Below are 20,887 nucleotides of genomic sequence, written 5' to 3' on the forward strand. Positions count from 1 at the left end.
TACAGCAGTGTTGTCATATGTGGTCAATAGGTATGAGTGGGATGAGACGAGGTGACACCTGATCACTTACGCTTGCTGCATGACCAAACGCCCTGGACGACCTCGATGGCAGCTACTCGCCGACGATCTTCGGCAGCGGATCAGCTCCGGCGAATACTCTCCGGGCGACCAGCTGCCAGCGAAGACAAGCCTCGCGGAACAGTGGGAGGTGTCGGTCAACACGGTCGAGCGAGCACTGTCCGAACTTCGCGACGAAGGAGTGGTGGAGACCTTCCACGGTCTCGGTAGCTTCGTGCGCACGGCGCCGGAGCCGGAGCCGGCCAACGACGAAATCGAGGAAATCCGAGAACGTCTCGCCCGACTCGAGACCCAAATGGAAGAGGTCTACGCGAACCTCATCCTCCATCACCCCTCGGAGAGCTCTGATACTGCGACTCAGGAGGCAGGGTGAACGTCAGCCGCCTTCCCCAGAGCCCCGGCACGGTAACCGGACTGCACGCGAGGCGATCGAGCTACCACCCCAACTACTCCGCATTGGCGAAAAACCGTGTTGCGCTGGCCCGCTCGGCGGCAGGGATGTCTCCGAAAGTCTTCGCCGAAGCTCTCAGTCGGCTCATCGGCCGCGAGATCAAACCAGGGCACATCACCTCCTGGGAAACCAGCACCACACCGCCCGGTGATGTACTCCTCGCCGTCGGCGCGCTCGCTCCCAGCACCAGCAGCCGCATCGGCGTCCGCTCACACAAGTTCATCGCAGCGCATATCGGCCAGGCCGGCGCTGAACGGCTGAGTAGCGAACTCGGCATGCGCGAAGTGACCGGCTATCTCGGGAAAACACCTTGCTGGACCGCAGGTCTGGAAGGCGCCGGCGACGAGTGCACCCTCCATATCTGGCCCTGGGGAACCGCGATCATCCACCTGGTCGAAGACCTCGACATCCCCGACGTGACCACACTGGCGATCTGGCGCTACCGGTCGTACGCAGAGAACCTGGAATGGGCGAGTGCCCAGCTCAGCAGCCTGACCAGCACTCCAGTCGAAGCCTCATACGTCCTCAGCCTCTACTGGGTGCACTCCACTCCCTGGGTCGGCTCTACCCTCGAAACCGGGCTACGCCTGATCTGCGCGCCGCGCATCCTCGTCGACCGCGACCTGACCGACGACACCGCCGCCCAGGCCAACGGCGAACGAATCGAGCAGGAGCTCCTGAGCGCCGGACACCAGCCGCCCGAGATGAAATCATTTGGTACTCCGGGTGTTTCGAGCGCATGGTCCAGCTGGTCCGGCGTCGTTTACCACCCGCACGATCCGCTTCGGGCACTGCCAGAGGGGGACCTTGTCGCCTTCGAGATCGGCCTCCAGGCCGTGTGGGCACTGGCCGCGCGAATCAACGAACAGATCGAAAACGGCGCTGACCCGGAGGTCTGCACCCGATATGGGTACGGATTCCTGCGGGCCGCTCGCTCGGTTCTGCTTACCCCTCGGCCACAGGAAACCGGACAGCACCAGCAGATGCGCGACGCGATCGTGAGCACCAGCGGCCTGCCTGGACATCTGAATCTGGCCATGGAAGCCCTCAAGGAGACAGGTCGATGACCATCGAACTGGAGAAGGCGGCCCTGCTGGTCGTCGACGCGCAGAAGGGGTTCGTCAACCAGCACAGCGCGCCCGTCATTCCGATCGTTCTCGACCTGGCCACCCGGTGGGCAGCCACCGGACGCCCCACCATCTTCACGCGGTACTGGAACTATGCGGGCAGCCCATACGAAACCCTGATCGGCTGGCGAGCCCTCTACGGCCCACCGGACACCGACATCGTGGACGAGCTGGTGCCACTCACCGCCCGCGCCAACGCGCGCGTCCTGGACAAGACCACCTACACCGCCCTGACCGACGAGGGCCTAGCCCTGCTCGACGAGCTGGACATCACCGACCTCGTCATCTGCGGAATAGCTACGGACGCATGCGTTCTCAAGACCGCCCTCGATGCATTCGAGCGCGGCTATGTCCCCTGGGTCGTGCGAGATGCAGTGGCATCCAACGCGACTCGCCACCCCGCCCAGGAAATCCACGATTCGGCCTTGCTGCACATTTCTCGTCTCGTAGGTGCTGGACAGCTCATCGACGCAGGCAACGTTCGCGACGCTATCGAAACTGCTCCGGCTACATGATTTCGGTTGAACTCGCCTGGTCAAACGGCTACAGGCTGCACGAGCGAAAGGGCACTTCATGCCGCTGACGACCCTGCCCGAGGACCTGGTGCCCGATATCGAAACCCTCTGGCACTACAACCAGCTGCGCCACGAAGTCCGACCCGTCGATGCCGCTATCGGACTCGGTAGCCATGACCTGGGCGTCGCGGACCAGGCAATCAAGCTTTACCACAAGGGCTTCTTCCCGCTGATCGTCTTCACCGGCGCCACCGCGCCCACCACGATCGAACGCTTCCCCCGCGGCGAGGCCCAGCACTACAGCGAATGGGCCATCGCCGGCGGCGTGCCACCAGAAGCAATCCTGGTGGAGCCCAACGCCACCAACACCACCGAGAACATCAACTTCACCCGGGCGCTGCTTGCCGAGCACGGCACGCTCGGCAGCGTCAAATCGGTGATGCTGATTTCGCGTCCGTACCAACAGCGGCGTAGCTATGCCATCTGCCGAAAGCAGTGGCCGGAAGTCGACGTCGTCTGCGCCCCGCGGGATGTACCACTGGACTACTACATCGACCGGATCGGCGACATCGAGCGGGTCATCACCATGCTCGTCGGTGACACTCAGCGGGTTTGGGTCTACGCGGACAACGGCTGGGCCATCGAACAGGAAGTCCCAGACGAAGTGCGCCAGGCGTATTCGCGGCTCGTCGATGCTGGCTTCACTGATCGGCTGCTTCCCGAATGATTCGCGTACGATCTTGGAAGGTTCTCAGACCGCATGTGCACCAACCACTCTGGAACCCCCTACCTGATGGCTCACGCCCCATCCGCCGTGCCGCGCCGGCTGCGCCGCATGTGACGTATTCCGGCGTGTCGGTTCCCAGTTCCGCACCTTCACAGATTGACGATGGAATGCTGTGCGCCATGGCTCAGAGAGCTAAGGGATCACGGCAGCAAGTAGGGCCGCGGTTGGCCTTCGAAGTATTCGAAGAGATCAGCCAGCGCGCCAAGGACAACGACATGAGCATCGCCCAGTACGTCGCAGACGTCATGGCGTTGCACATCGGCCGCGAAGACCTGGTGCTCGAACTGGGCAAACCGCGGAAGCCGACTGTGCGGCAGCTGCGGGCACTGGCTAAGCAGCAGCGGGAAGCCGCTGCGGCGCAAGGCAAACCGGCGAAGCCTCGCCGGAAGAAGCAAACCGGACAGCAGAAGGAGCTGCCACTGGCTGGATGACCTGAGTGCGGGCTGGCCCCGCACGGTGGACACACAACCTCATAAACGCGAAAAAACCCTCGACCTGGCACGTCGAGGGTAACTCGCACCCTTTGAAGGGATTTCGTCTTGGCTGACGGATCTCAGGGTATCGCACGTCCCGATTCGGGTGCGAGCGAACATGCCCTCATTTGCGATATCAGTAATTACATTCCGCCTGACCAGCGGAAATACTGGCGTTCCACGCCGACACGCCGTCACCGCTGTCCGTCGTGGACGGGCTCCCCCGACGTGACACCGGCCGGTGTGGAGAACCCGCCCGCAACAGTGCGGGCGTGCCAGATACCCCGGATCGCGCTGTGCTGAACGCTTCTCAGCGCAGCAGCGCCTCACGCATCTCCGGCCGAGGCTGCACTGCCTCTCCCCGGCCCCGCCGGCGTCGACGGCTGACGCCGGTCGAGGTGCTGTTCTCCCTACCTCCCGTGCGCCCCAGCGACTTTCCCGACGATCCGTACCAGGGCGTGGCGGCGTGCTGGTGGGGGCTGGAGCGGTTCATCGCGCACGCGATGGCGCTCTACGACATGCACTACACGCTGCTCTACGGCAACCGGGTGGCCGAGTCGGTCGGCCGGGACACCTTCCTGGCGTACCTGCGTGCCGAGGCCGGCACCGCCGACTTCAAGACCGGCCGGGGTGCCCGCACCCCGATGGCCGCCTTGATGAAGGCCACCGGCATGAGCGAGTCCACCATGCACCGGTGCCGTCGCCTGCTCTACAAGTTCGGCTGCCGCACCGTCGTCTACCGCGGCCGCCAGCTCACCAAGCTCGAAGCCCTGCGCCGCTGGGACCGCCACGAGCCGAAGATCAAGGGCTGGACCGCCGTGTCCGCACTGCACGAATCCCGGGACTTCCCTGTGGATAACTCCCTGGTGCAAACACTGCTTGACCAGGGGATTGGCACCCCTCCCGAGCGTAGCGAGGGTTCCGCTTTTCTCTCACGGAGAGGATGTGGTTCTTCACCACAGAACACGATGGAAAGACGCGCTTCGCGCGGCCCGGACAAGAAGGAGCGGTCCAGGCGGAGCCCAGCGTACGACCCCAGGGCGCTCAGATTGGCCTCTGGCGTGCGCCGTGACGAACGTTTCCCGCTCTGGGTACGGCTGATACGCCCCGGGCGGCTGGCGGCCGTCCTGACGCGCAAGGCCACCGCCTCCACCGAGTGGGACGTCAACGACGTGTACGGCGCGTTCGAGGAGTGGCGTATCGCGGACAAGAAACTGCTGACCGCACCACGGAACCCGGCGGGCTACCTCTGGACGATCCTGGACGCGATCCAGGACGAGGTGCCCCCGGCCCGGCTGGACCGGGCCCGCACCGTCGCGGCCGAAGCCGCAGAGCGCGAGCACCGGGCGCGACTTCGCGAGGAAGCCCGCGCCGCGGCGATGAACGCGGCAGATCCGAACTCTCCCGGCTGGGTCGCCGCCCGCGCCATCGCGGCCGAGGCCAAGCACAAAGCAATCGGCAAGGCCGCAGACCACCGCGCGAACAGCGACGCCGCGCGCCGCGAGCTGGCGCGAAAAACCCGTGACCTGCACTGATGTCAGTTTCTGCAGGGCAAAGCCCTCGCGTACCCGCGTGCACGCGTACGCGCGAGCGCCTTCAGCTGGCTCGGGATTCCTGGCGGCGGGGGTGAAGCAGCACCGAAACCGACCCGATGGAGATGCCCATCTCCTCTGCGATCTGCCGGTACTTCAATCCGGCAGATCGCAGTTCCTGAGCACGCTGCTCCTTGGCTCGGGTTCGCGCTTCGTAGTCCCCTCGCGGCTCCGCCGCGATGTTGCGGATCGAGCGCTCACTGATACCCAGCTCGTGGGCGAGCTCGCGGGCGGTCTTACTCCGCCGTATAGGGTTCTCGGCGCCCATCATCCCTCCAGCGCAGCCAGAACCATCGCGCGATCGATGGCTCGCTTCTTGTTGGTCGTGGCGATCGCAGCACGCCGCGTGTCAGTCATGATTTTCCCACGTACCGACTGCGTCTTCCGGAACGCTTCCTCGGTGAAGTTGCGCCAGATCCAACGGCTGATCGACTGCGCCGTCGCATGCACCTCCGAGAACGGCAGCGGGTACGGAAACAGATCGTTGACCTCACGAAGGCAATAGTCGAGCACGAGCTTCTCCCAGTTCTCCTGGGTGCCGTCTCGGTGCTGCCACCACATCGGATAGGCCCACGTGCGGGCCGTATCGAACATGGTGACGTTCCGGCCGAGTCCGGACGCCTTCTGTGGCCGGCGCGGCATCTGCCGCGGCGTCGAAGGCGTCACCAACTGCGCCAGCACATAACCCTCCGAGGGACCGTAGATGGTCTCCCAGTCCTCGTGGATCGGGTTCTTCGTCAAACGACCCGCATAGGCGGGATCTCCCCCAACTTCGGCACGCAGACCTGCCTCGATGCGCTGAGCGAACCGCAACGGCTTCAGCCGGGCCGAATCCGTTCGGCACACGTGGGAATCCCTCTTCAGCCACCACCCGATATGGCCACGCCCGGTGGGGGCCTGGGCAACCCAGTTCGGGTCGGGATGATTCTTGGGGCGCTCGAATGCCCTGAGAGCGGTGTCGACGTGGTCGCAGTCGATCACGATGGACCCGATCATCGCGTGTGGAGAGTGCTCGATATAGCGCATCTCCAACGCTTCCTCACGTGGCCTCCGAAACTGGCCGTCCGCGAGGTAGTTCGTCGCATACGGCTTGTACGGCAGCAGCACATCGAGTGCCCACTGCCCGTCCGTCATGAGGACCTGCCCAGATGCCATGGGGCTACCTAACCCCCACGCTCAATTTTGATGCAGTAGGCACGCCGAACCATTTCAGATAGCTGCGGGGCCCCACCCCTCTCGGGCCATCCTGCAGTGCAGTGATTTTTGATGCAGTAGGCACGCCGAACCATATAGATACCCATGCTCTAATTCGCATAGAACTACCTGTCACGTTGATGCGGTACGACACGAAAACTTGGCCTAATCCGGTGGTTCCGGATTACCCGCCGGAGTTTGCACCCTGCGTGCCGTCCGACGTTGACGAAAACAGCGGACAGGTTGCGTGGATCACAGAACTCCGGTCACGACCTTCCTACCGCCGTGTCTGCAACGTAGACAGGGTGCCGCACAGCCGGTGTGACCTCGGCTCTCCCAGCAGGAGGTCTTCACTGGTGAAGACCTCCTGCACGCGCGGGCACGCGTACGCGCGAGGACCACACCACCGACAGGCCGGGCTACGTCTCGGTGTAGCGGGCGATATCGGCTCGGATCTCCTCCGGCAGCAGATGCCAGTCCATGCCGTGGCGCTCGCACGCTTCGAGCATGAACGTCGCCATCAGCTCGCGGTCGGAACCGCGGCCGATCGCGAGCTGCCACTCCGCGAAGACTTCGTCGCGGCGATCAGCGGCCTTACGGGCTGCCGATGCCCAGGCGTGAGCAGCGTCGCGGACTTGCTTGCGGCCTCGGGCCTCAGCCAAGTCACGGGCATGCCCGCGGGTCTCGCGCGTACGCGCGGGCGCGCGCGAGGCAGACCGCGTGCTAGCGGCAGGATTCGCTGGAGCGACCGGGGCCGCAGGTGCGGCGGCGGGCTGCTCGGTGACCTCCGGCGGTTTGCCCGACACCGACCACATCTCATCGTCGTTGAGCGCGGTCTTCTTGCGCGGCTTCGGCTCGGGCGTGGCCTGCTCCGTGGCGCTCATGCGGTGGCCTGGAGCATGTGGCCGGCGATCGGCTGCCAGACTTCCTGAGCCATCACGCGCAGGCGAGCGTCCTTGGACTCGTCGAAGGCGATGCCCTTCTTGGCATCGGTGACCCCGACCCACAGCGGAATCTTGTAATCGATCCAGACCGGGACACCGGGGAAGTGCTTGGTCATACCCTCGATGATCTCGGTGGCGGCCTCGCGCCCGGATCGGGTCTCGCGCCACTTGTTCATCACGGTGCCGATGATCCGCAGCTGCGGGTTGTAGTTCTCCCGCACCCGGGCAATGGTCTTGCCGAGCAGCGCCAGGCCGTCAGCCGACCACTCATCGGCCTCGGTCACCAGCACCACGGCATCGGCGGCGGTCAGCGAGTTCTTCAGCATCTGCCCCAACAGCGACGGCGGATTGTCGATGATGACCAGGTCATAGTCACCGCGGACCGGCTCAAGGGCTCTGCGTAGCGCGGACTCACGTCCATACTCGGCGAAGTTGAGCCGAGCATCGGCGATCGAGAGCTTCTGGCCGCCCGGCGCCAGGTCCACTCCATCCCAGATCGTCGGCACGATCACCTCACGCAGCGGGACATCGCTGTCCGGGGTGATCGCGTCGGCGAGGGTGACCTCGTCGGCGGCGATGGGCTCGCGGGCCAGAGTGCTGGTCACGTTGCCCTGAGGGTCCATATCGACCACCAGGACCCGGGCACCGTGGTACCGGGACGCGGCGCGCGCGGTGCAGATCGTGCACGTGGACTTACCCACGCCGCCCTTCTGGTTCGCCATCGCGACCACGACCGCTTCCGACATCTCGACCGCCCTCTCGTCCCGGGTGCGGCCCCGGAGGGGCCAGCGTTCCGGGGTCACCCTGACACATCGCCGCCGCCATCGCGAGCGGACACGCTGCCAGGTTGCCGCGCGTACGCCCACCCGCGTGTTACGCGCGTACGTGCGCACGCGCGACCTCGAAAATCATCTACATGTTGGCTGCATGTAAGCAAGCTTGTATGCATACATGCAGGTAGAATGTTGGTATGACTGGCCCCTCCGATTCCCCTGACTTCGCACTTCCCGCCCGCAGCGCCCGAGGGAAGAGACCCTTCTCCACCCAGCTGCGGCCGGAAACCCTCGCACGTCTGGATTGGATCCGCCGCCACGACTACGTCATCAACGACACCGTCGACGCCGCCATCAACGCCTACCTGGACGCGGCCGGAGTTCCGTCGGCGTCCGAATGCGACCCCTCATTACCGAAAGGCGACCGCTGATGTTGTTCCATCGCAAACCAAGCGCTGCGCTCTCCGGGCAGGTGCAGGCCGAATACGCATACCTGATCGCTCGGAGCGAGGTGGCGTCGCGCTCGCTGCGGTCGGTCGCAGCGGAACTCACGCCCGCTGATCGCAGTGCGCTCCTGGAATGGGCGGCGCTGCGTCGGTATCGGCGGCGGACGCTTCGGGCGATGATCAGCGTGATTGCTCTGGGCGGGATCTCTGTCGCGCTGTCGATCTTGGCCAACCAGCCACCCCAGGCATCGATCGCCGATCTCGTGGCCGGACCCGGTGCAGGGATCGCACTGTTCGGGCTGTTGAGCGTCACCATGACGACGTTCGACTCCCTGATCGACCGGACCCCTGCCCGGGATCTGCGCTTTCTCTACTGGATCGCCGCCGCTGCGCTCACCCTCGCCGCCGGCGCACTGTGGGCCAGTGACTCCCTGACTCACGCCGCTGCCTACAAGATGTTCGTCGATGTCGTCATCGTCAGCACGAGCGCCATTGCGGTGCTGATGTCCCTGGTCTTCAGCCACGGCTACGCCATGGCCTCGCGACAGTTCATCATCCCCGGCCGTGCCGTCGAGTTCACGGATGCGCAGGCCCACACCACGAAGACCCCCCTCTACCTCGAAGCACCGCTCACCGAGAAGAAGGAATCCCACTGATGACCGGCCAGACGACAGCTCTCGCCCTGCCAGCCTCCACCGACGAATGGGCACGCGCGGTGTCCACCCACCCCACGCAGTTCGCCATCGTCGCCGCCGTCGCGCTCGCGGGGATCGCGCTGACCGGCTGGTTCCTGACCCGCGCGAGCCGCCGCGTGAAGGACGCCGCCGCCAACAGCGACCTCACTGCGGAACGAGTCCTCACCCTGGTCACGTCCGCGATCGCGAGCGTGGTCGCCGCGCAAGGCATGTTCTCGTTCTTCACCGGCATCGCCGGTATGCCCAAACCGCTGGTGTTCGCGACCTTCGCGTTCATCGAGCTGATGGTCGTCGCCTCCGCGATGCGGGCACGGCGCTCGCAGATCGACACCGGATCCGGCGGTGTCGACGGCATCGCGATGTGGGTGCTGACCATCCTGTCCGGCGTCCTGGCCGCCACCCACGCCGCCACCGTCGGCGAATGGCTCCTGCGTCTGATCGCCCCCCTGGTCGCGGCCTGGGGTTGGGAACGGTCCATGGCACTGGAACGGCGCAAGCTCACCGGCAAGGCCGGGGGCATGAACTGGCGGATCTCCCCGCAGCGGCTGCTGGTGCGATGGGGGATCACCGATCCCACCGACCGCACCACCGCCGAAGTCGCCATCGAACGCCGCTTGGCCGATCTGGCCCGAGCCGCAGACTCGGTGCGCCTGGCCCGCACCACGAGCGCCGGCGACCGGGCCGAGCGTCGCGCGCTCCGTCGCCTGCACCGCGCGATCGACAAGGCCACCGACGACGGTGTCGTGCTCGGCGAGACCTCCGTGCGGGATCGGCTCACCGAACACCTGGAGGGCCGCTTCAGCGCCTACACCTTGCCCGAGTATCAGCCGTCCACCGACTGGGCCGACCTCACCCGCGTGCCGTCTCGGCCTCTCGCGCAGCGTGCGCCGCGTGAGGAGACCGGATCGGCGATGGCCGAACTCGAACGCGAATTCCTCGATCGCGCGCCCCGCGCCGAACTCACCGCCGCGAGCGTCGAGACCGCGCCGGAGCCTCAGCAACCGCCCGCACTCGGGCAAGTGCAGGCCCCCGCACTTGAGTCCGACACGGTGATGCTGGCCGAGTACGAGCGCGAACTCGCGCCCCGCACTACGCCCGCACCAGAGCCCGCACTTGCCGAAGTGCAGGCCCGCACTTGGGCAACCGCACCGGAGGAAAGTGCGGGCTTCCCCGGCGTAAGTGCAGACCCCGCACTTACTGATGCGGGCGTAAGTGCGGGCTTCCCGCACCAGGCCCGCACTTACGTCCAGGAGGCCGCCGAGCCTGCCCCACACCAGGAAAGTGCGGGAAGTGCGGGCAGCCCGCACCAGCGCATCGAGCCCGCCGCCGACACCTCGCACCAGGACGACGGCGAGGAAGCCGAGCAGGTCACCGAGGCTGCACCGGCCCGCACCAGTGCTCCCGCACCAGCCCGCACTTTCGGCGGCGAGGTGCCCGCACCGGCGACGGCCCGCACTTCCCGCCCGCACCCAGTAGCCCGCACGACACCCGCACCAGCGCCCGCACTTTCTTCTGGTGCGGGGCCCCGCACTTCGGCAAGTGCGGGTGCATTGCGGGCCGCACTCGCACTCGCACCGGAGCAAAGTGCGGGCCTAGTGCGGGGTGATGCGACCGAGCTGGCGCACGAAGTGCGGGCCCGCCGCATCGGGCAGCGGATGCCGTTCGAGACCGTAGTGCGGGTGCTGGAAATGCTCGCCGCGGACGAGACGCCCAACGCCATCCACGCCGAGACCAAGGTGCACCACAAGACGATCGGCAACATCCGCGACACCGCCCTGCGGATCCACGCCGAAGCCGCCGGCCGCACCAGCAGGCGCGGGCAGGTGATCGAACTGCGCAAACCCGAACGGCAGTAAGCCCGCACGCTCACAGAAACGCGACAGCCCCCGGCGGGTCGTATCCGCCGGGGACTGTCGCGTCTTCAGACCCTACCCGTTGGGCGGATCCTCCCCGAGTCCGATTCCTACGCGCAGGTGCAGCTCGGCCTGCCGCTGCATCGCCTCGACGATCTTCCAACGCAACGCGAGCTCCGCCGCCTTCTCCGGCCGAAGATAGGCACCGTCTACCAGCGCACTCTCGGAGGCCTCCTTGGCGTCGTCCATAGCCCGGTACGCGTCCCCAGCGAGCCATTGCGCCCGCCCCAAATGATTTCCCACCATCGCCCCAACGTACGTACGCCCGAGAAACCGACCACCCGATTTCTCCTGTGCGGTCCCGATTCCAAACCCCGCCCAATGATCGACTTCCCGGTACACTCGTACTCAGCCCCAGGCGGAGCAAGGTAACATTTACCCAGGGGTAAATGAGTTCTCCTCGCAGGGGCGAGGAGCCCACCCGGGGACGGGTGGTCGCTGCGCTAGGCGGTTTTTTCGTCCGGGTTGGACCCGATCGGAGGGTGGTTTCGGTGAGCGAGCAGGAGGCTCAGGGGGCGGGTTCGGCGAGTGGTCGGCGTGGTTCGCAGAACGTGGCGCGGTCGCGCCGGCGTCGGCGGCGCCCGAACATCGTGGGCCCGAAGCACACTCCGGAGATCGTGTTCTCGGCGGAGGAGTACGCGCGGGTGCAGCAGTTCGCGGAGGAGGCGAACTGCACGCTGCCCTGGTATGTGGTGCAGGCCGCGGCGTATCCGGTGCCCGGCGGGTCGTCGGGGGAGGGTGGTGGACCGTGGTTGCCGTGGCCGCAGCGGCGGGAGATCGTGGCCCAGTTGGGTTCGGCGGCAAGTGCGTTGGACATGATGCGGTGGCATCACGTGCGCAAGATCGGCGGCAATCTGAATCAGATCGTGCATTCGATGCACGTGGAGGGTGAGCTGTCGGAAGAGATCTGGGAGCTGATCGAGGAACTGCAGCTGGTGGCGGAGGAGCTGCGGGAGCGGGCTGAGCGGATCGAGGAGCTGGCCAAGCAAGCAGCGCGGCGATGATTCCGAAGATCCGGCGCGGGGCGAAGCTGGCCGGTTTGGTGGCGTATCTGTTGGGGCCGGGGGAGCACAACGAGCACACCGACCGGCATGTCGTGGCGGGTTCGCCGACGGTGATGCGGGAGATGTGGCTGGAGCGTTTCGACGGTCCTGGTGACGACGAGGCCGCGCGGGAGACCGCGCTGGCGGTGGCGCACGAGATCGAGATTCCGCGCCGGTTGTACAAGACCCCGGTGCGGATGAAGGCCAAGGCCGGCGTCGGTGGCCGGGATCTCGGGATGGATGTGTTCGAGCCCGCCCGCAAGGGCGAGGACGGCGTTCTGAAGGACGCCCCGGTGTGGCATTGCGTGCTGGCCTTGATGCCCCGGGAGAAGCTGTCGGACGAGAAGTGGGAGCAGGTCGCCGAGGCGTTCATGGAGCGGATGGGCTTCACCGGCACCCCCGACGGCAAGCGTGCCCAGGCGCGCTGGGTCGCGGTGCGGCACGGGCTGTCCGGTGCGGACGGGGAGGGCCAGGACCATATCCATATCGCTGCTTCGCTGATCCGTGAGGACGGGTCGAAGGTCTCGACCTACGACTACGGGCCGGGTAAGGCCAAGGGGGATTGGAAGCGCGCCGACGAAGTGTGTGGCGAGCTGGAGCACGAGTTCGGGCTGCAGGTGCTGGCGTCACGCGCCGAAGGCGGTGGCTTGTCCGGGCATTCGCGGGCGGAGATCGAGCGCCAGAAGCGGCTCGGTACCCCGGAAACCGAACGCGAACGGTTGCGCCGATCGGTGCGGGCGATCGCGACCGCGGCGGAATCGGAAGCCGATTTCGTGCATGGTCTGCGGTCGGCGGGGATCGCGGTGCGCCCGTTCTACAAGGCGGGCGGTACCGAGGAAGTCACCGGCTACTCGGTGCGGATGCGCCGCGACGGCGCCGAGATCGGGCCCTGGCTCGGTGGCGGGAAACTCGCCGGAGACCTCGCCCTGCCCGCGCTGCGCGGGCAGCAGTGGGACGACAGCCCCGCCGGGCGCGACGCCGCGCTGCAGGCGTGGAAGAACCACACCGACACGCCCCGTCGGTCCCAGCGTCCGGGCCCGGATACGGAGGTGTGGCGGGAAGCGATCGCCGAGATCGGGCAGTGGCAGCAGCAGCTGGCCGACGTACCGCACGGGGATCGGGCCCAGTGGGCGTGGATCGCCGGGCAGGCCGCCGGCGCTTTCGCGGCCTGGAGCGAAGTCCTCGAAGGTGATCAGCCGGGTGCGTTCGCGGCAGCACACCGCGAATTGACCCGCTCGGCGCAGGTGAACCAGGCCCGTGACCGCTACCGGCCGCCGCCGGGCACGCATCCGACCGTGTTCGCGGACGTGGCCCGGCTGCTGCTGGCCGATCCGCAGCGCGGCAAACCCGCTGCCCGGCCGCCGCTTTCGGATCCGGTGTCCGAGGTCGCGGTGCTGCTGCTGGCGTTGATGCTGTTGCTGCTGCTGGCGTTGATCGCGATCGCGCAGGCGGTCGCGGGCGCGCACCGCAGCCGCGGGGAACTGTGGCGCGCGGCAGCGGTCGAGAACATGACCTACGCCCAGCTGGGCCCGGTCCGCACGGCGTGGGAGAACGAGCACGCGGCGCGCCTGTTCGAGTGGGACCGCGACGCCGCCCAGGTGTTCACCGCCGCCGCCGGTCGCGCCGCCGACAAGGCCCTGGACTCCATGCCCGAACCCGCCGCGGCACAGTCGAAGCCCGGTCCTCGTGACCCGGACAAGGTGCTCGCCGCCGCGTCCGGTCCGCTCACCCCGCCCACCGATACCGGGGTTCCGCGCCCGCGGTTGCGGACGTTCTACACCGACCTGACACCGCAGGAGAAGTCATCGCTGCGCAACACCCATGTGGCCGCCGCGGGCTTTGCGGACCTGGATCTCGCGCCGCAGGACTGGAGCGATGAGAAGCTGGCGGCGGAGTTGACGCACCGGCGCGAGGAGCTGCGGGTGCTGGCCGCCGACCTCGACGACCGTGCCCGAAACGGCGGCCCCCGCACCCGCACAGTGCGCGCCGAGAACGAGACCACGACCGCGCAGGCCCGCCTGATCCCGGATGCTCAGGCCGCCCGCGATGCTGCGGGCGAGGCCGAACGGCAGCTCGATCGCCTCGAAACCGAGCATGCTCGGCTCGCCCAGGAGCTCGCCGAGTTGCCCAAACGGCGGATGCTGGCCCGTCAGAAAGCACAAGCCGAGCTGACCCAGGCCGAGGAGAAACTGCAACGGTTCGAGCCCGTGGCGCAGGCCGCGCGCGAGGCCGCCGACACCACCGCGACCGCGACCGGCGTGCTGGCGAGCGAGTGGAACAACGTGCTGCGGCGCGCCGATCCGGCGCACCAGAAGTACCTGCTGCGCGGCGCCCACGACGAGGATGCCCGCGAGATCCGCGACGACCACACGCATCTGCGGAACCTGCAATCGGAGCTGGAAAAGGTCGAAACCGAGCACGCTCGCCGCGCGAAACTGACTCCCGAACAGCAGGCTGCCGAAGCAGTCACCCGAGGCCAGGATGGTGGGCTGTCGCGTCCTCGACAGCCGCGCGTGGAACCGGGCCGGGGCGCACAGGCGGCCCGCCGTCCCTCGACGGACCTGGGGCGCGGGCGCGGCAAGGACCACGGAATCGGCATGTGACTCGGTCGGCCGAGTAGGCGATCGGTGCTGCCGCACCAGCTGCGCTGGCTTGCCACCGAACCGGGCTTGCGGGTTACCGCGCCAGTCCCTGCATCCGGAGGGCGTCGAGAAGTTCCTGAGCTAACTGGACGGTGTCGGAGTGCTCGCTGCGAGTCAGGGTCCCCGACCGTGCCCACGAGACGAGAGTGGTCATAACTTCGCGGACACTGCCCGGTGACCCGAGCACTAAATCGACCGCTGCTCGCTGCGCGCCGGCACCTGCCGAAGTCGGGTCTCCGATGATGCCGGTAGCAGGCGTCGGAACCGATGTTCCAACAGAGTCGTGATACGCCTGCCACAGGTCGTAGAGCAGCGGATGCACTCGCGAATCCCTCCACTTCTCCATCGAGGTCTGCGGCGGATTCCGGCGGCGCCGATACGCCAGGACCCGGAGCAGTTTCTCGGTCGCGGCGTCGCTAGAGAGCACCTTCTCCACCGCGCCCTCCGGCGAGAGCGGGCGGCTGCGTTCGACGACCTTCTCGCGGATCTCCTCCCGCACTTCGATCGCCCGTCCGCCGGCGGCAGCAGCGCGGCGTTCTTCGGAGGCGAGGCGGCGGCATTGATCCGAGCACCACTTGCGTGGGCGGCCCCGCTCACCGTCTGACGGCATCACCGCAAGACCACATCGGGGGCAGGGTTTGGGGGCCATCCAAGCAACGTATCAATTTTCGCCGGACGAAATTCTCTGGAATCACCACGTGCGTGCAAGAGGTGTGTGGTGAATTGAAGGGCTTGAAAGAACAAAGGAGTGAGCAGGGGAAAGGTGAAGGGAGGGACGGGAAGGGGAAGAAGGGATCAGGATTGTCAGGGGGGAGGGTTACGGTGCACGGCAGGGTGGGGGATTACGGGGAGGAACAGGGCGATGATCTGGTACGACTGCCCGTACTGCTTCGACCGCCATCTCGAGCCGCGCTGCACGCGCCCACTGCCGGAGCCGTACTACCGGCCCGGCATGTACATGAGTTCGCTGCGGCACATCGACAAGCTTCAGCGCGACGGCATTCTGCCGGACCCGGACGAGGTGGTGTTCCGGTGGTGGTGGCTGTTCGCCGCAGGGCTGGTCCTGTTCGTGTTCTTCGCGCTGCTGATCCTGTTCTGACCCTCCGGATCGGATTCATCAGGGACTGCCCGAATCCTGATCAGGTAGGACATCCCGAAGCCACCTAATCCGGTGGGTGTTTCACCGGCGTCGGTGCGCGGACTCCAGCGCGGGAACCGAGACCACCTGGCGGCCGTCCAAACCGGGTATGAGCGACTCGAATGTCCTCGCCCTGTGGCCCGTCCCGGAGACTGCAGCCCAGCGGTGGCGCTACGCCCAGCTGAAGATCCGACTCAGCCTCGCCTACGGCCGCCCCAGCGGCCGGCGCCGCGCCCGCATGCTCGCCCGCCGCTACGAGCCGTGAGAGCCGGGTGGGTATTCGAGGACTTCCAGCCAGGGCACGTACTCCCACGAGTAGCCACCCTTGCCGCGGGTGCCGTCGGGATACAGCAGGCCCTGCCACCACACCACCGCCCAGTCCCCGGAATCGTCCGGAGGTTCGCGGCGCTCGACCTTGCGAGCGTTGGGGTTCTCGACCGACTCGATGAACGAGCAGTCGTACTCGACCGGGAAGTGGCCGGGCGGGGCGATCCAGCCGACCCGGTCACCTTCGACGGTGTCGGCCAGGCTCGGCCGCCAGACCTTCGTCTTCGTGGGCAGCGGCATGCCGTCGATCCTGCCAGCCCGGTTTGTCCCCCATGGGAGACAAACCGGGGCAGCACGTGTCAGTAGTTGAAGTCGGGATCGGTGAGCAGCGCGACCGCGAACGCGATGCCGGCGCGGAAGTCCTCGGTGATCCCGTCGCCGTCCTCGTCGTCGAACCGTTTCAGCGCGGCCTGCAACATCGGCAGCTTCTGCAACGCCGGATTGTTGGTGAGCTCCTCCAGCACGCAGTCGTCAGGGTGCTGCCAGGAGTAGGCACTGCGGTCCATCCCGGGGCGGCCCACGAACCGGTCCCCGATCTCGCGGCCGATATCGGCGCGGATCTCCTCGCCCGCGCGGCGGCGCACTTGGTGCACCATCTCGGCGACGGCATCGGCGAGCTCGGTGGCGCTCTGTCTGGTCATCGCGGGTAGCACTTCCTCACTATCGTGTTCGAAACCGGCCCCTTCGCGGCATCGCGAACCAACGACCTTTCGCGGGGAAAGGTCGTTGGTTTCACAGCGAGAGGTATTCGCGCAGTTTGCCCTTCACCGATGCCCGGGTATCGCCGAGCCGCAGGTCCAGGCTCGGCAGCAGGCGGGCGATCTCGACCTCCGACAGGGGCGGCCCGACCGGGACATCGGCGTAGCCGCGGTCATCGACCTGCCAGCGCCCGCCGGGATCCACCGCCCGCACCCGCGTGACCACACCGTCCACGACGTACACCAGCGCCTTCACATGCTTGCGGCGCGCATCGGCGATCGGCCACCACTTGCGGTCGGCCTCCAGCTGCACCGCTTCCGATGCCCGGGTTTCGCCGTAGCGGCGGTTGCCGTCCGGATCGACCTTCGTCTTGCTGTTGCGGTAGATCACGAGCACGCAATCGGTGTAGGGCGCAGTCAGTTTCCGGTACAGGGTGGAGCGGCCGACGCCGAGGATGGCGGCGATCTGGTCGACGGTGTGGGTGTCCTCGTCGTACATCTTCTGCGCCACATCCAGCTGGGCCTGGGTCAGCGCCGGCGGGCGCCCGCCGACGCGGCCGCGGGCCTTGGCGGCGGCCAGGCCGTCGAGGGTGCCCTCCACGATCAGTTCCCGGTCGTACTCGGCCAGCGCGGCGAGGAAGTGGAAGATGAGCCGCCCGCCCGGGGTGCGGGTGTCGATGCCCTGCTCCAGGACGACGAAATCGACGCCGTCCTTGCCGAACTGGTTCACCAGCTCCAGTAGGTGCGCGTGGCTGCGGCCGATGCGCCGCAGGCGGGTTACCACGACCTCATCGCCACGTTGCAGCAGCGCCAGCATCTCATCGAGCTTCGGGCGCGAGGCCAGCTTGCCGGAGATCTTCTCCACGAACAGATGCTCATCAGCGACGCCGGCCGCGCGCAGCGCGTCGACCTGGTGGTCGGTGGACTGGTCGCGGGTCGAGACCCGCGCGTACCCGTAGCGAGTCACTGAACTGCCTCCTTGTCGGAATCATCGGTGGTGTCGGGGTCGGCGACCAGGACCGGGACGGGCAACAGTGGTGCCAGCAGGTCCGCGACCGCGCGGCCGGACAAGGTGCGCTCGCGCAGCAGCAGGTCCGCGACGGCCTGCACCGCGGGCCAGTGCCGGGTGATGATCTCGTCGGCGCGGGCGCGGCCGGTGTGGATCGGCAGGGCGTGCGGGCCGAGGTTGTGCCGCAGGGCCGCTACGTCGTGGCCGCCCTTGGACATGCTGTCGATCAGGTTCAGCTGATCGCCGGAGTCGTTGTCGATCAACCACTTGCGGGTGGCGCGCATCCCCGCCCACACGAACGCGGCGAATCCGACGGTGTCGAAGGATCCGTGACCGATCTCCACCGCGCCCTCGGCGTCCACCTCGCCGGTGCCGGTCAACTCGCTGGCCACGACGCTCGAACCCAGCCGCACCCGCAGGATCGGGATGCCGGCCATCACGGCGGCCACGGTGTGCCCGGCCTCGTGGAACGCGTCGTGCTCGCGCCCGAACTCGGTCCCACCCCAGTCCGGCACCCGCATCTGGAAGTCCTCATCCTTGGTGACCGCGTGCGCCACCAGCATGCAGTCGGGGCAGGACCGCACGAACTCGATCGCCGTCGCGAGCACGGGCCAGTACTCCGCGCACGCCACCCGGTGACGCGCGCACAGCAGTTCACCGACCCGATGGCGCCGGCCACCGGTCACCACAGCAGCTCCTGGGCCGGATCGAGGTAGCGCCATTGGATCCGGGTCACCGTGCTGTCCGGGGTGCAACCGCGGTGGGAATCGCAGAAGAACTCCACGAACTCCGGCGGGGACATCTCCGGAAAGCCCTCGGCCACAACCTCATCCGGAGTGATCGCGTCCAAGCGCTCGCGGCGCACGGCGACGACCTCGACGTCGGTGATGCGCACCAACGGCTCCACATACCCGTCGGCGCGGCGGCGGCCCATCACCTTGCGGCACAACGTGAGCCGGGTGCCGGCGCGCAGATCCCGCCACCCCATCCGCCGCGTCACCGTCTTGCTGCGGTCGCGCACCTGGTCCTCGGTCAGCGACACCGCCATGAGCCTCGACATGAGTCCCCAATCAACCAAACGCCTTTTTCGAGACGTTGTTTCAGGAAGAGGTTTTAGAGACTCATCTTAGCTGGTTCGACCCGATTCGTGTTGTCGATGGTCGAAGCCATGTTCAGCGATGTGCGAAGTGTTCTTCAGTGGTCGGAATCAGTCGTCGGTCAGGAACTTCAGCCGGTCGTCGGTCTGGCCGACGGCGATCTCGATGATGTGGGCAGCGACGACGTCGGCGGCGACGAAGGGGTCTTCGGCGACGCGCTGTTGGAGGTCTTCGGCGGTGGTGTTGTGGGCGAGTACGGCGCCACCGATACCGGGTTTGATGCTTCCGACCAGCAGGAACACCTCGTCGTCGAAACCTTGTTGGATCCATTGCTGATGGCCGGCCATGTGCTGCGGGGCCTGGTCCTTGTTGGTGGAGAATTCGAGCTGTACTACGAACATCGCTTGTCTCGCTTCTGATTTGTCAGGGTTGTTCGAGGGTGGTGTCGAGCCAGTTCTGCAGCCGCTGTACTTCGCGGTGGATGAATGCTTCGTCGTGGAAGGCGTTGGCCAGGGTGGCCACGCCTTGGCTGGCGGCCAGAACGTGCATGGCGAGTTCGTCGGCGTCGTCTGCTCGTCCGAGGTGGGTGAATTGGTCGGCGAGCCATTCGCGGAAGAGGGTGAACAGGCCGCTGGCGTGGTCGAGGGCGGTGTGGTCGAGTTTGGCCAGTTCGGTGGTCAGGGTGCCGACGGGGCAGCCGTGGTCTTGGATGTCGGCGCGGTTGACCAGCAGGATGTCGATGAACTTGCCGATCCGCGCGGCGGGGTCGGGTGTCTCGGCTTCCCACTGGGCCAGCATGTCCCGGGTGTAGGCGAGGCGGGCGATGATGACGGCCTCGAGCAGGTCGTCCTTGGCTTTGAAGTGGTAGTAGAAGTTGCCGCGCGAGAGACGCACGGCTTCGGCGATGGAGGCGAAGGAGGTGTGTTCGAATCCGTGGTGGTAGAACAGTTCGTCCGCGGCGGCGACGATGTGTTCACGAGTCGTCCTGCCGCCCAAGGTATTTCCGCCGGTGTCGGGTCGTGTGGTCCGTGGGTCAGGCACTGAGGGCCTCCTCGTGCGGATGGAACGGGTAGTCGATGTAGCCGGTGTCGCCGCCGGTGTAGAAGGTGCTGCGATCGGGCACCGCCAGGGGCAAGCCTTCGCGGTAGCGGCGCACCAGGTCCGGGTTGGCCACGAACGGGGTTCCGAACGCGACCAGGTCGGCGTGCCCGGCGGCGATTGCCTGTTGGGCACGCTGCAGGTCGTAGCCGTTGTTGGCGATGTAGGTGCCCGCGAACGCCGCGCGCAGCGCCCGGTAGTCGACGGTGCGGGTGGTGGTGCTCATGTCGCCTTCCAGGACGTGCAGGTAGGCCAGACGGCGTGAGCTCAGTTGGGCGGCAACGTATTCGAAGTGTGCCTGTGGGTCCGAGTCGGTCATGGAGTTGAAGCTGTTCTCCGGTGTCACGCGCACACCCACCCGCCCCGCCGGCCAGAGGGTGCACACGGCGTCGAGGATCTCGTTCAGCAGCCGCATCCGGCCCGCGGTGCCGCCTCCATAGGAGTCGGTGCGGTGATTGGTACCGTCGCGCAGGAACTGATCGAGCAGGTAGCCGTTGCCGGCGTGCACCTCGACACCGTCGAACCCGGCCCGCTTGGCCTGCCGGGCGGCGTCGCGGAACTGCGCCACGATCGCGGGAATCTCGTCGGCGTCCAGTGGGTGCGGGGTCAGGAAGTCCTGCATCCCGTCATAGGTCACCGCCTGCCCGTCCGGCCGCACAGCCGAGGGCGCGACCGGCAGGGCCTCGCCGGGTTGCAGGTTCGGATGCGAAATGCGCCCGCAGTGCTGCAACTGCGCGACGATGCGGCCGCCTGCGGCGTGCACCAGATCGGTCACCCGCCGCCAGCTCACCGCCTGCGCGTCGGTGTAGAGGCCCGGGGTGAACGGGTAGCCCACACCCTGGGGTGA

27 protein-coding genes are annotated in these 20,887 nt (G+C 67.0%); 14 read left to right on the plus strand and 13 right to left on the minus strand.

Translation table 11 applies throughout. The features are described 5' to 3' along the window. The first annotated feature begins 79 nt into the window (after window positions 1-79). The 6 genes from NY1_RS42485 to NY1_RS39745 all read left to right on the plus strand — a co-directional run bounded on the left by NY1_RS42485 (window position 80) and on the right by NY1_RS39745 (window position 4,966). Window positions 80-451: a GntR family transcriptional regulator gene (locus NY1_RS42485; RefSeq protein ID WP_084536250.1), complete on the plus strand. Its 372-nt coding sequence runs from the start codon at window positions 80-82 to the stop codon at window positions 449-451. Beyond that, on the plus strand, window positions 448-1,596 hold the full coding sequence (locus NY1_RS39725) for a hypothetical protein (protein WP_157762808.1): 1,149 nt from the start codon (window positions 448-450) through the stop codon (window positions 1,594-1,596). Before NY1_RS42485 ends, NY1_RS39725 begins: the two co-directional genes overlap by 4 nt. Beyond that, window positions 1,593-2,171: a cysteine hydrolase family protein gene (locus NY1_RS39730; protein ID WP_218028563.1), complete on the plus strand. Its 579-nt coding sequence runs from the start codon at window positions 1,593-1,595 to the stop codon at window positions 2,169-2,171. The genes NY1_RS39725 and NY1_RS39730 overlap by 4 nt, the downstream gene beginning before the upstream one ends. A gap of 58 nt (window positions 2,172-2,229) precedes the next feature. Continuing rightward, window positions 2,230-2,898 (plus strand): YdcF family protein, encoded by a 669-nt coding sequence (locus NY1_RS39735; protein ID WP_067722905.1) that lies wholly within the window; start codon window positions 2,230-2,232, stop codon window positions 2,896-2,898. A gap of 224 nt (window positions 2,899-3,122) precedes the next feature. Continuing rightward, window positions 3,123-3,389, plus strand: coding sequence for a hypothetical protein (locus tag NY1_RS44070; protein WP_067722907.1), 267 nt, complete (start codon window positions 3,123-3,125; stop codon window positions 3,387-3,389). A 461-nt stretch (window positions 3,390-3,850) separates the two neighbouring features. Then, window positions 3,851-4,966 (plus strand): hypothetical protein, encoded by a 1,116-nt coding sequence (locus tag NY1_RS39745; RefSeq protein WP_067722909.1) that lies wholly within the window; start codon window positions 3,851-3,853, stop codon window positions 4,964-4,966. 61 nt (window positions 4,967-5,027) lie between these two features. On the opposite strand, the gene NY1_RS39750 is transcribed toward NY1_RS39745, so the two are convergent. The 4 genes from NY1_RS39750 to NY1_RS39765 form a co-directional block, all read right to left on the minus strand. Beyond that, complete coding sequence (locus NY1_RS39750) at window positions 5,028-5,291, minus strand: replication protein RepB (protein WP_084536259.1); 264 nt, start codon at window positions 5,289-5,291, stop codon at window positions 5,028-5,030. Beyond that, a complete protein-coding gene (locus NY1_RS39755; protein ID WP_084536254.1) occupies window positions 5,291-6,178 on the minus strand; it encodes a replication initiation protein in 888 nt (295 codons plus the stop codon). Before NY1_RS39755 ends, NY1_RS39750 begins: the two co-directional genes overlap by 1 nt. A gap of 458 nt (window positions 6,179-6,636) precedes the next feature. Further along, complete coding sequence (locus tag NY1_RS39760; protein ID WP_067722913.1) at window positions 6,637-7,101, minus strand: hypothetical protein; 465 nt, start codon at window positions 7,099-7,101, stop codon at window positions 6,637-6,639. Next, on the minus strand, window positions 7,098-7,964 hold the full coding sequence (locus tag NY1_RS39765; protein WP_067722915.1) for a ParA family protein: 867 nt from the start codon (window positions 7,962-7,964) through the stop codon (window positions 7,098-7,100). The genes NY1_RS39760 and NY1_RS39765 overlap by 4 nt, the downstream gene beginning before the upstream one ends. Before the next feature lie 167 nt (window positions 7,965-8,131). Between NY1_RS39765 and NY1_RS39770 the strand changes: the two genes are divergently transcribed. The 3 genes from NY1_RS39770 to NY1_RS39780 are packed head-to-tail and all read left to right on the plus strand — an operon-like array spanning window position 8,132 to window position 10,931. After that, window positions 8,132-8,365, plus strand: a complete 234-nt coding sequence (locus NY1_RS39770) for a hypothetical protein (protein ID WP_067722917.1) — start codon at window positions 8,132-8,134, stop codon at window positions 8,363-8,365. Beyond that, window positions 8,365-9,036, plus strand: a complete 672-nt coding sequence (locus NY1_RS39775; protein WP_067722919.1) for a hypothetical protein — start codon at window positions 8,365-8,367, stop codon at window positions 9,034-9,036. The genes NY1_RS39770 and NY1_RS39775 overlap by 1 nt, the downstream gene beginning before the upstream one ends. Continuing rightward, window positions 9,036-10,931: a hypothetical protein gene (locus NY1_RS39780; RefSeq protein ID WP_067722921.1), complete on the plus strand. Its 1,896-nt coding sequence runs from the start codon at window positions 9,036-9,038 to the stop codon at window positions 10,929-10,931. The genes NY1_RS39775 and NY1_RS39780 overlap by 1 nt, the downstream gene beginning before the upstream one ends. Before the next feature lie 72 nt (window positions 10,932-11,003). Here NY1_RS39780 and NY1_RS39785 read toward each other — a convergent pair whose 3' ends face one another. Further along, window positions 11,004-11,234 (minus strand): hypothetical protein, encoded by a 231-nt coding sequence (locus NY1_RS39785; RefSeq protein ID WP_067722923.1) that lies wholly within the window; start codon window positions 11,232-11,234, stop codon window positions 11,004-11,006. Between the two features lie 245 nt (window positions 11,235-11,479). Here NY1_RS39785 and mobC point away from each other — a divergent pair, with 245 nt between their 5' ends. Both mobC and NY1_RS39795 read left to right on the plus strand, forming a co-directional pair. Next, window positions 11,480-11,992 carry a plasmid mobilization relaxosome protein MobC gene (mobC, locus tag NY1_RS39790; RefSeq protein ID WP_169815478.1) on the plus strand — a complete coding sequence of 171 codons (513 nt, stop codon included), beginning with the start codon at window positions 11,480-11,482 and terminating at the stop codon, window positions 11,990-11,992. Further along, complete coding sequence (locus NY1_RS39795; RefSeq protein ID WP_067722928.1) at window positions 11,989-14,634, plus strand: relaxase/mobilization nuclease domain-containing protein; 2,646 nt, start codon at window positions 11,989-11,991, stop codon at window positions 14,632-14,634. The genes mobC and NY1_RS39795 overlap by 4 nt, the downstream gene beginning before the upstream one ends. 73 nt (window positions 14,635-14,707) lie before the next feature. Here the strand turns inward: NY1_RS39795 and NY1_RS39800 are convergent, their stop codons facing one another. Continuing rightward, window positions 14,708-15,283 (minus strand): hypothetical protein, encoded by a 576-nt coding sequence (locus tag NY1_RS39800; RefSeq protein ID WP_157762809.1) that lies wholly within the window; start codon window positions 15,281-15,283, stop codon window positions 14,708-14,710. A gap of 252 nt (window positions 15,284-15,535) precedes the next feature. Between NY1_RS39800 and NY1_RS39805 the strand changes: the two genes are divergently transcribed. After that, window positions 15,536-15,772: a hypothetical protein gene (locus tag NY1_RS39805; protein ID WP_067722935.1), complete on the plus strand. Its 237-nt coding sequence runs from the start codon at window positions 15,536-15,538 to the stop codon at window positions 15,770-15,772. A 148-nt stretch (window positions 15,773-15,920) separates the two neighbouring features. Further along, window positions 15,921-16,076, plus strand: a complete 156-nt coding sequence (locus tag NY1_RS43510; RefSeq protein WP_157762810.1) for a hypothetical protein — start codon at window positions 15,921-15,923, stop codon at window positions 16,074-16,076. Here the strand turns inward: NY1_RS43510 and NY1_RS39810 are convergent. The 5 genes from NY1_RS39810 to NY1_RS39830 all read right to left on the minus strand — a co-directional run bounded on the left by NY1_RS39810 (window position 16,064) and on the right by NY1_RS39830 (window position 18,905). Further along, window positions 16,064-16,378, minus strand: a complete 315-nt coding sequence (locus tag NY1_RS39810) for a hypothetical protein (protein WP_067722937.1) — start codon at window positions 16,376-16,378, stop codon at window positions 16,064-16,066. The genes NY1_RS43510 and NY1_RS39810 overlap by 13 nt on opposite strands. A 59-nt stretch (window positions 16,379-16,437) precedes the next feature. Continuing rightward, on the minus strand, window positions 16,438-16,779 hold the full coding sequence (locus NY1_RS39815) for a hypothetical protein (protein WP_067722939.1): 342 nt from the start codon (window positions 16,777-16,779) through the stop codon (window positions 16,438-16,440). A 91-nt stretch (window positions 16,780-16,870) separates the two neighbouring features. Next, a complete protein-coding gene (locus tag NY1_RS43515; RefSeq protein WP_067722941.1) occupies window positions 16,871-17,803 on the minus strand; it encodes a recombinase family protein in 933 nt (310 codons plus the stop codon). Beyond that, a complete protein-coding gene (locus NY1_RS39825; protein ID WP_157762811.1) occupies window positions 17,800-18,531 on the minus strand; it encodes a hypothetical protein in 732 nt (243 codons plus the stop codon). The genes NY1_RS43515 and NY1_RS39825 overlap by 4 nt, the downstream gene beginning before the upstream one ends. Then, window positions 18,528-18,905 (minus strand): ASCH domain-containing protein, encoded by a 378-nt coding sequence (locus NY1_RS39830; protein ID WP_233434689.1) that lies wholly within the window; start codon window positions 18,903-18,905, stop codon window positions 18,528-18,530. The genes NY1_RS39825 and NY1_RS39830 overlap by 4 nt, the downstream gene beginning before the upstream one ends. A 96-nt stretch (window positions 18,906-19,001) precedes the next feature. Here NY1_RS39830 and NY1_RS43520 point away from each other — a divergent pair, with 96 nt between their 5' ends. Further along, window positions 19,002-19,361 (plus strand): hypothetical protein, encoded by a 360-nt coding sequence (locus tag NY1_RS43520; protein WP_157762812.1) that lies wholly within the window; start codon window positions 19,002-19,004, stop codon window positions 19,359-19,361. A gap of 4 nt (window positions 19,362-19,365) precedes the next feature. Here the strand turns inward: NY1_RS43520 and NY1_RS39840 are convergent, their stop codons facing one another. Next, the gene (locus tag NY1_RS39840) at window positions 19,366-19,983 is read right to left on the minus strand and encodes a TetR/AcrR family transcriptional regulator (protein WP_218028564.1); all 618 of its coding nucleotides are present in this window, start codon (window positions 19,981-19,983) and stop codon (window positions 19,366-19,368) included. Further along, window positions 19,976-20,887, minus strand: a 912-nt coding sequence (locus tag NY1_RS39845) for an alkene reductase (RefSeq protein ID WP_067722958.1), incomplete at its 5' end; no start/stop codon positions are given. The genes NY1_RS39840 and NY1_RS39845, both read right to left, overlap by 8 nt.

It is taken from the genome of Nocardia yamanashiensis NBRC 100130 (assembly GCF_001613325.1).
GTDB lineage: Bacteria > Actinomycetota > Actinomycetes > Mycobacteriales > Mycobacteriaceae > Nocardia > Nocardia yamanashiensis.

What these genes read in the sequence shown, in the direction of transcription:
- NY1_RS42485 (WP_084536250.1), top strand. Translation starts at nt 80, where the DNA reads ATGACCAAACGCCCTGGACGACCTCGATGGCAGCTACTCGCCGACGAT.
- NY1_RS39730 (WP_218028563.1), top strand. Translation starts at nt 1,593, where the DNA reads ATGACCATCGAACTGGAGAAGGCGGCCCTGCTGGTCGTCGACGCGCAG.
- NY1_RS39735 (WP_067722905.1), top strand. Translation starts at nt 2,230, where the DNA reads ATGCCGCTGACGACCCTGCCCGAGGACCTGGTGCCCGATATCGAAACC.
- NY1_RS39750 (WP_084536259.1), bottom strand. Translation starts at nt 5,291, where the DNA reads ATGGGCGCCGAGAACCCTATACGGCGGAGTAAGACCGCCCGCGAGCTC.
- NY1_RS39755 (WP_084536254.1), bottom strand. Translation starts at nt 6,178, where the DNA reads ATGGCATCTGGGCAGGTCCTCATGACGGACGGGCAGTGGGCACTCGAT.
- NY1_RS39760 (WP_067722913.1), bottom strand. Translation starts at nt 7,101, where the DNA reads ATGAGCGCCACGGAGCAGGCCACGCCCGAGCCGAAGCCGCGCAAGAAG.
- NY1_RS39770 (WP_067722917.1), top strand. Translation starts at nt 8,132, where the DNA reads ATGACTGGCCCCTCCGATTCCCCTGACTTCGCACTTCCCGCCCGCAGC.
- NY1_RS39775 (WP_067722919.1), top strand. Translation starts at nt 8,365, where the DNA reads ATGTTGTTCCATCGCAAACCAAGCGCTGCGCTCTCCGGGCAGGTGCAG.
- NY1_RS39780 (WP_067722921.1), top strand. Translation starts at nt 9,036, where the DNA reads ATGACCGGCCAGACGACAGCTCTCGCCCTGCCAGCCTCCACCGACGAA.
- NY1_RS39785 (WP_067722923.1), bottom strand. Translation starts at nt 11,234, where the DNA reads ATGGTGGGAAATCATTTGGGGCGGGCGCAATGGCTCGCTGGGGACGCG.
- NY1_RS39795 (WP_067722928.1), top strand. Translation starts at nt 11,989, where the DNA reads ATGATTCCGAAGATCCGGCGCGGGGCGAAGCTGGCCGGTTTGGTGGCG.
- NY1_RS39800 (WP_157762809.1), bottom strand. Translation starts at nt 15,283, where the DNA reads ATGCCGTCAGACGGTGAGCGGGGCCGCCCACGCAAGTGGTGCTCGGAT.
- NY1_RS39805 (WP_067722935.1), top strand. Translation starts at nt 15,536, where the DNA reads ATGATCTGGTACGACTGCCCGTACTGCTTCGACCGCCATCTCGAGCCG.
- NY1_RS43510 (WP_157762810.1), top strand. Translation starts at nt 15,921, where the DNA reads ATGAGCGACTCGAATGTCCTCGCCCTGTGGCCCGTCCCGGAGACTGCA.
- NY1_RS39810 (WP_067722937.1), bottom strand. Translation starts at nt 16,378, where the DNA reads ATGCCGCTGCCCACGAAGACGAAGGTCTGGCGGCCGAGCCTGGCCGAC.
- NY1_RS39815 (WP_067722939.1), bottom strand. Translation starts at nt 16,779, where the DNA reads ATGACCAGACAGAGCGCCACCGAGCTCGCCGATGCCGTCGCCGAGATG.
- NY1_RS39830 (WP_233434689.1), bottom strand. Translation starts at nt 18,905, where the DNA reads ATGTCGAGGCTCATGGCGGTGTCGCTGACCGAGGACCAGGTGCGCGAC.
- NY1_RS43520 (WP_157762812.1), top strand. Translation starts at nt 19,002, where the DNA reads ATGGTCGAAGCCATGTTCAGCGATGTGCGAAGTGTTCTTCAGTGGTCG.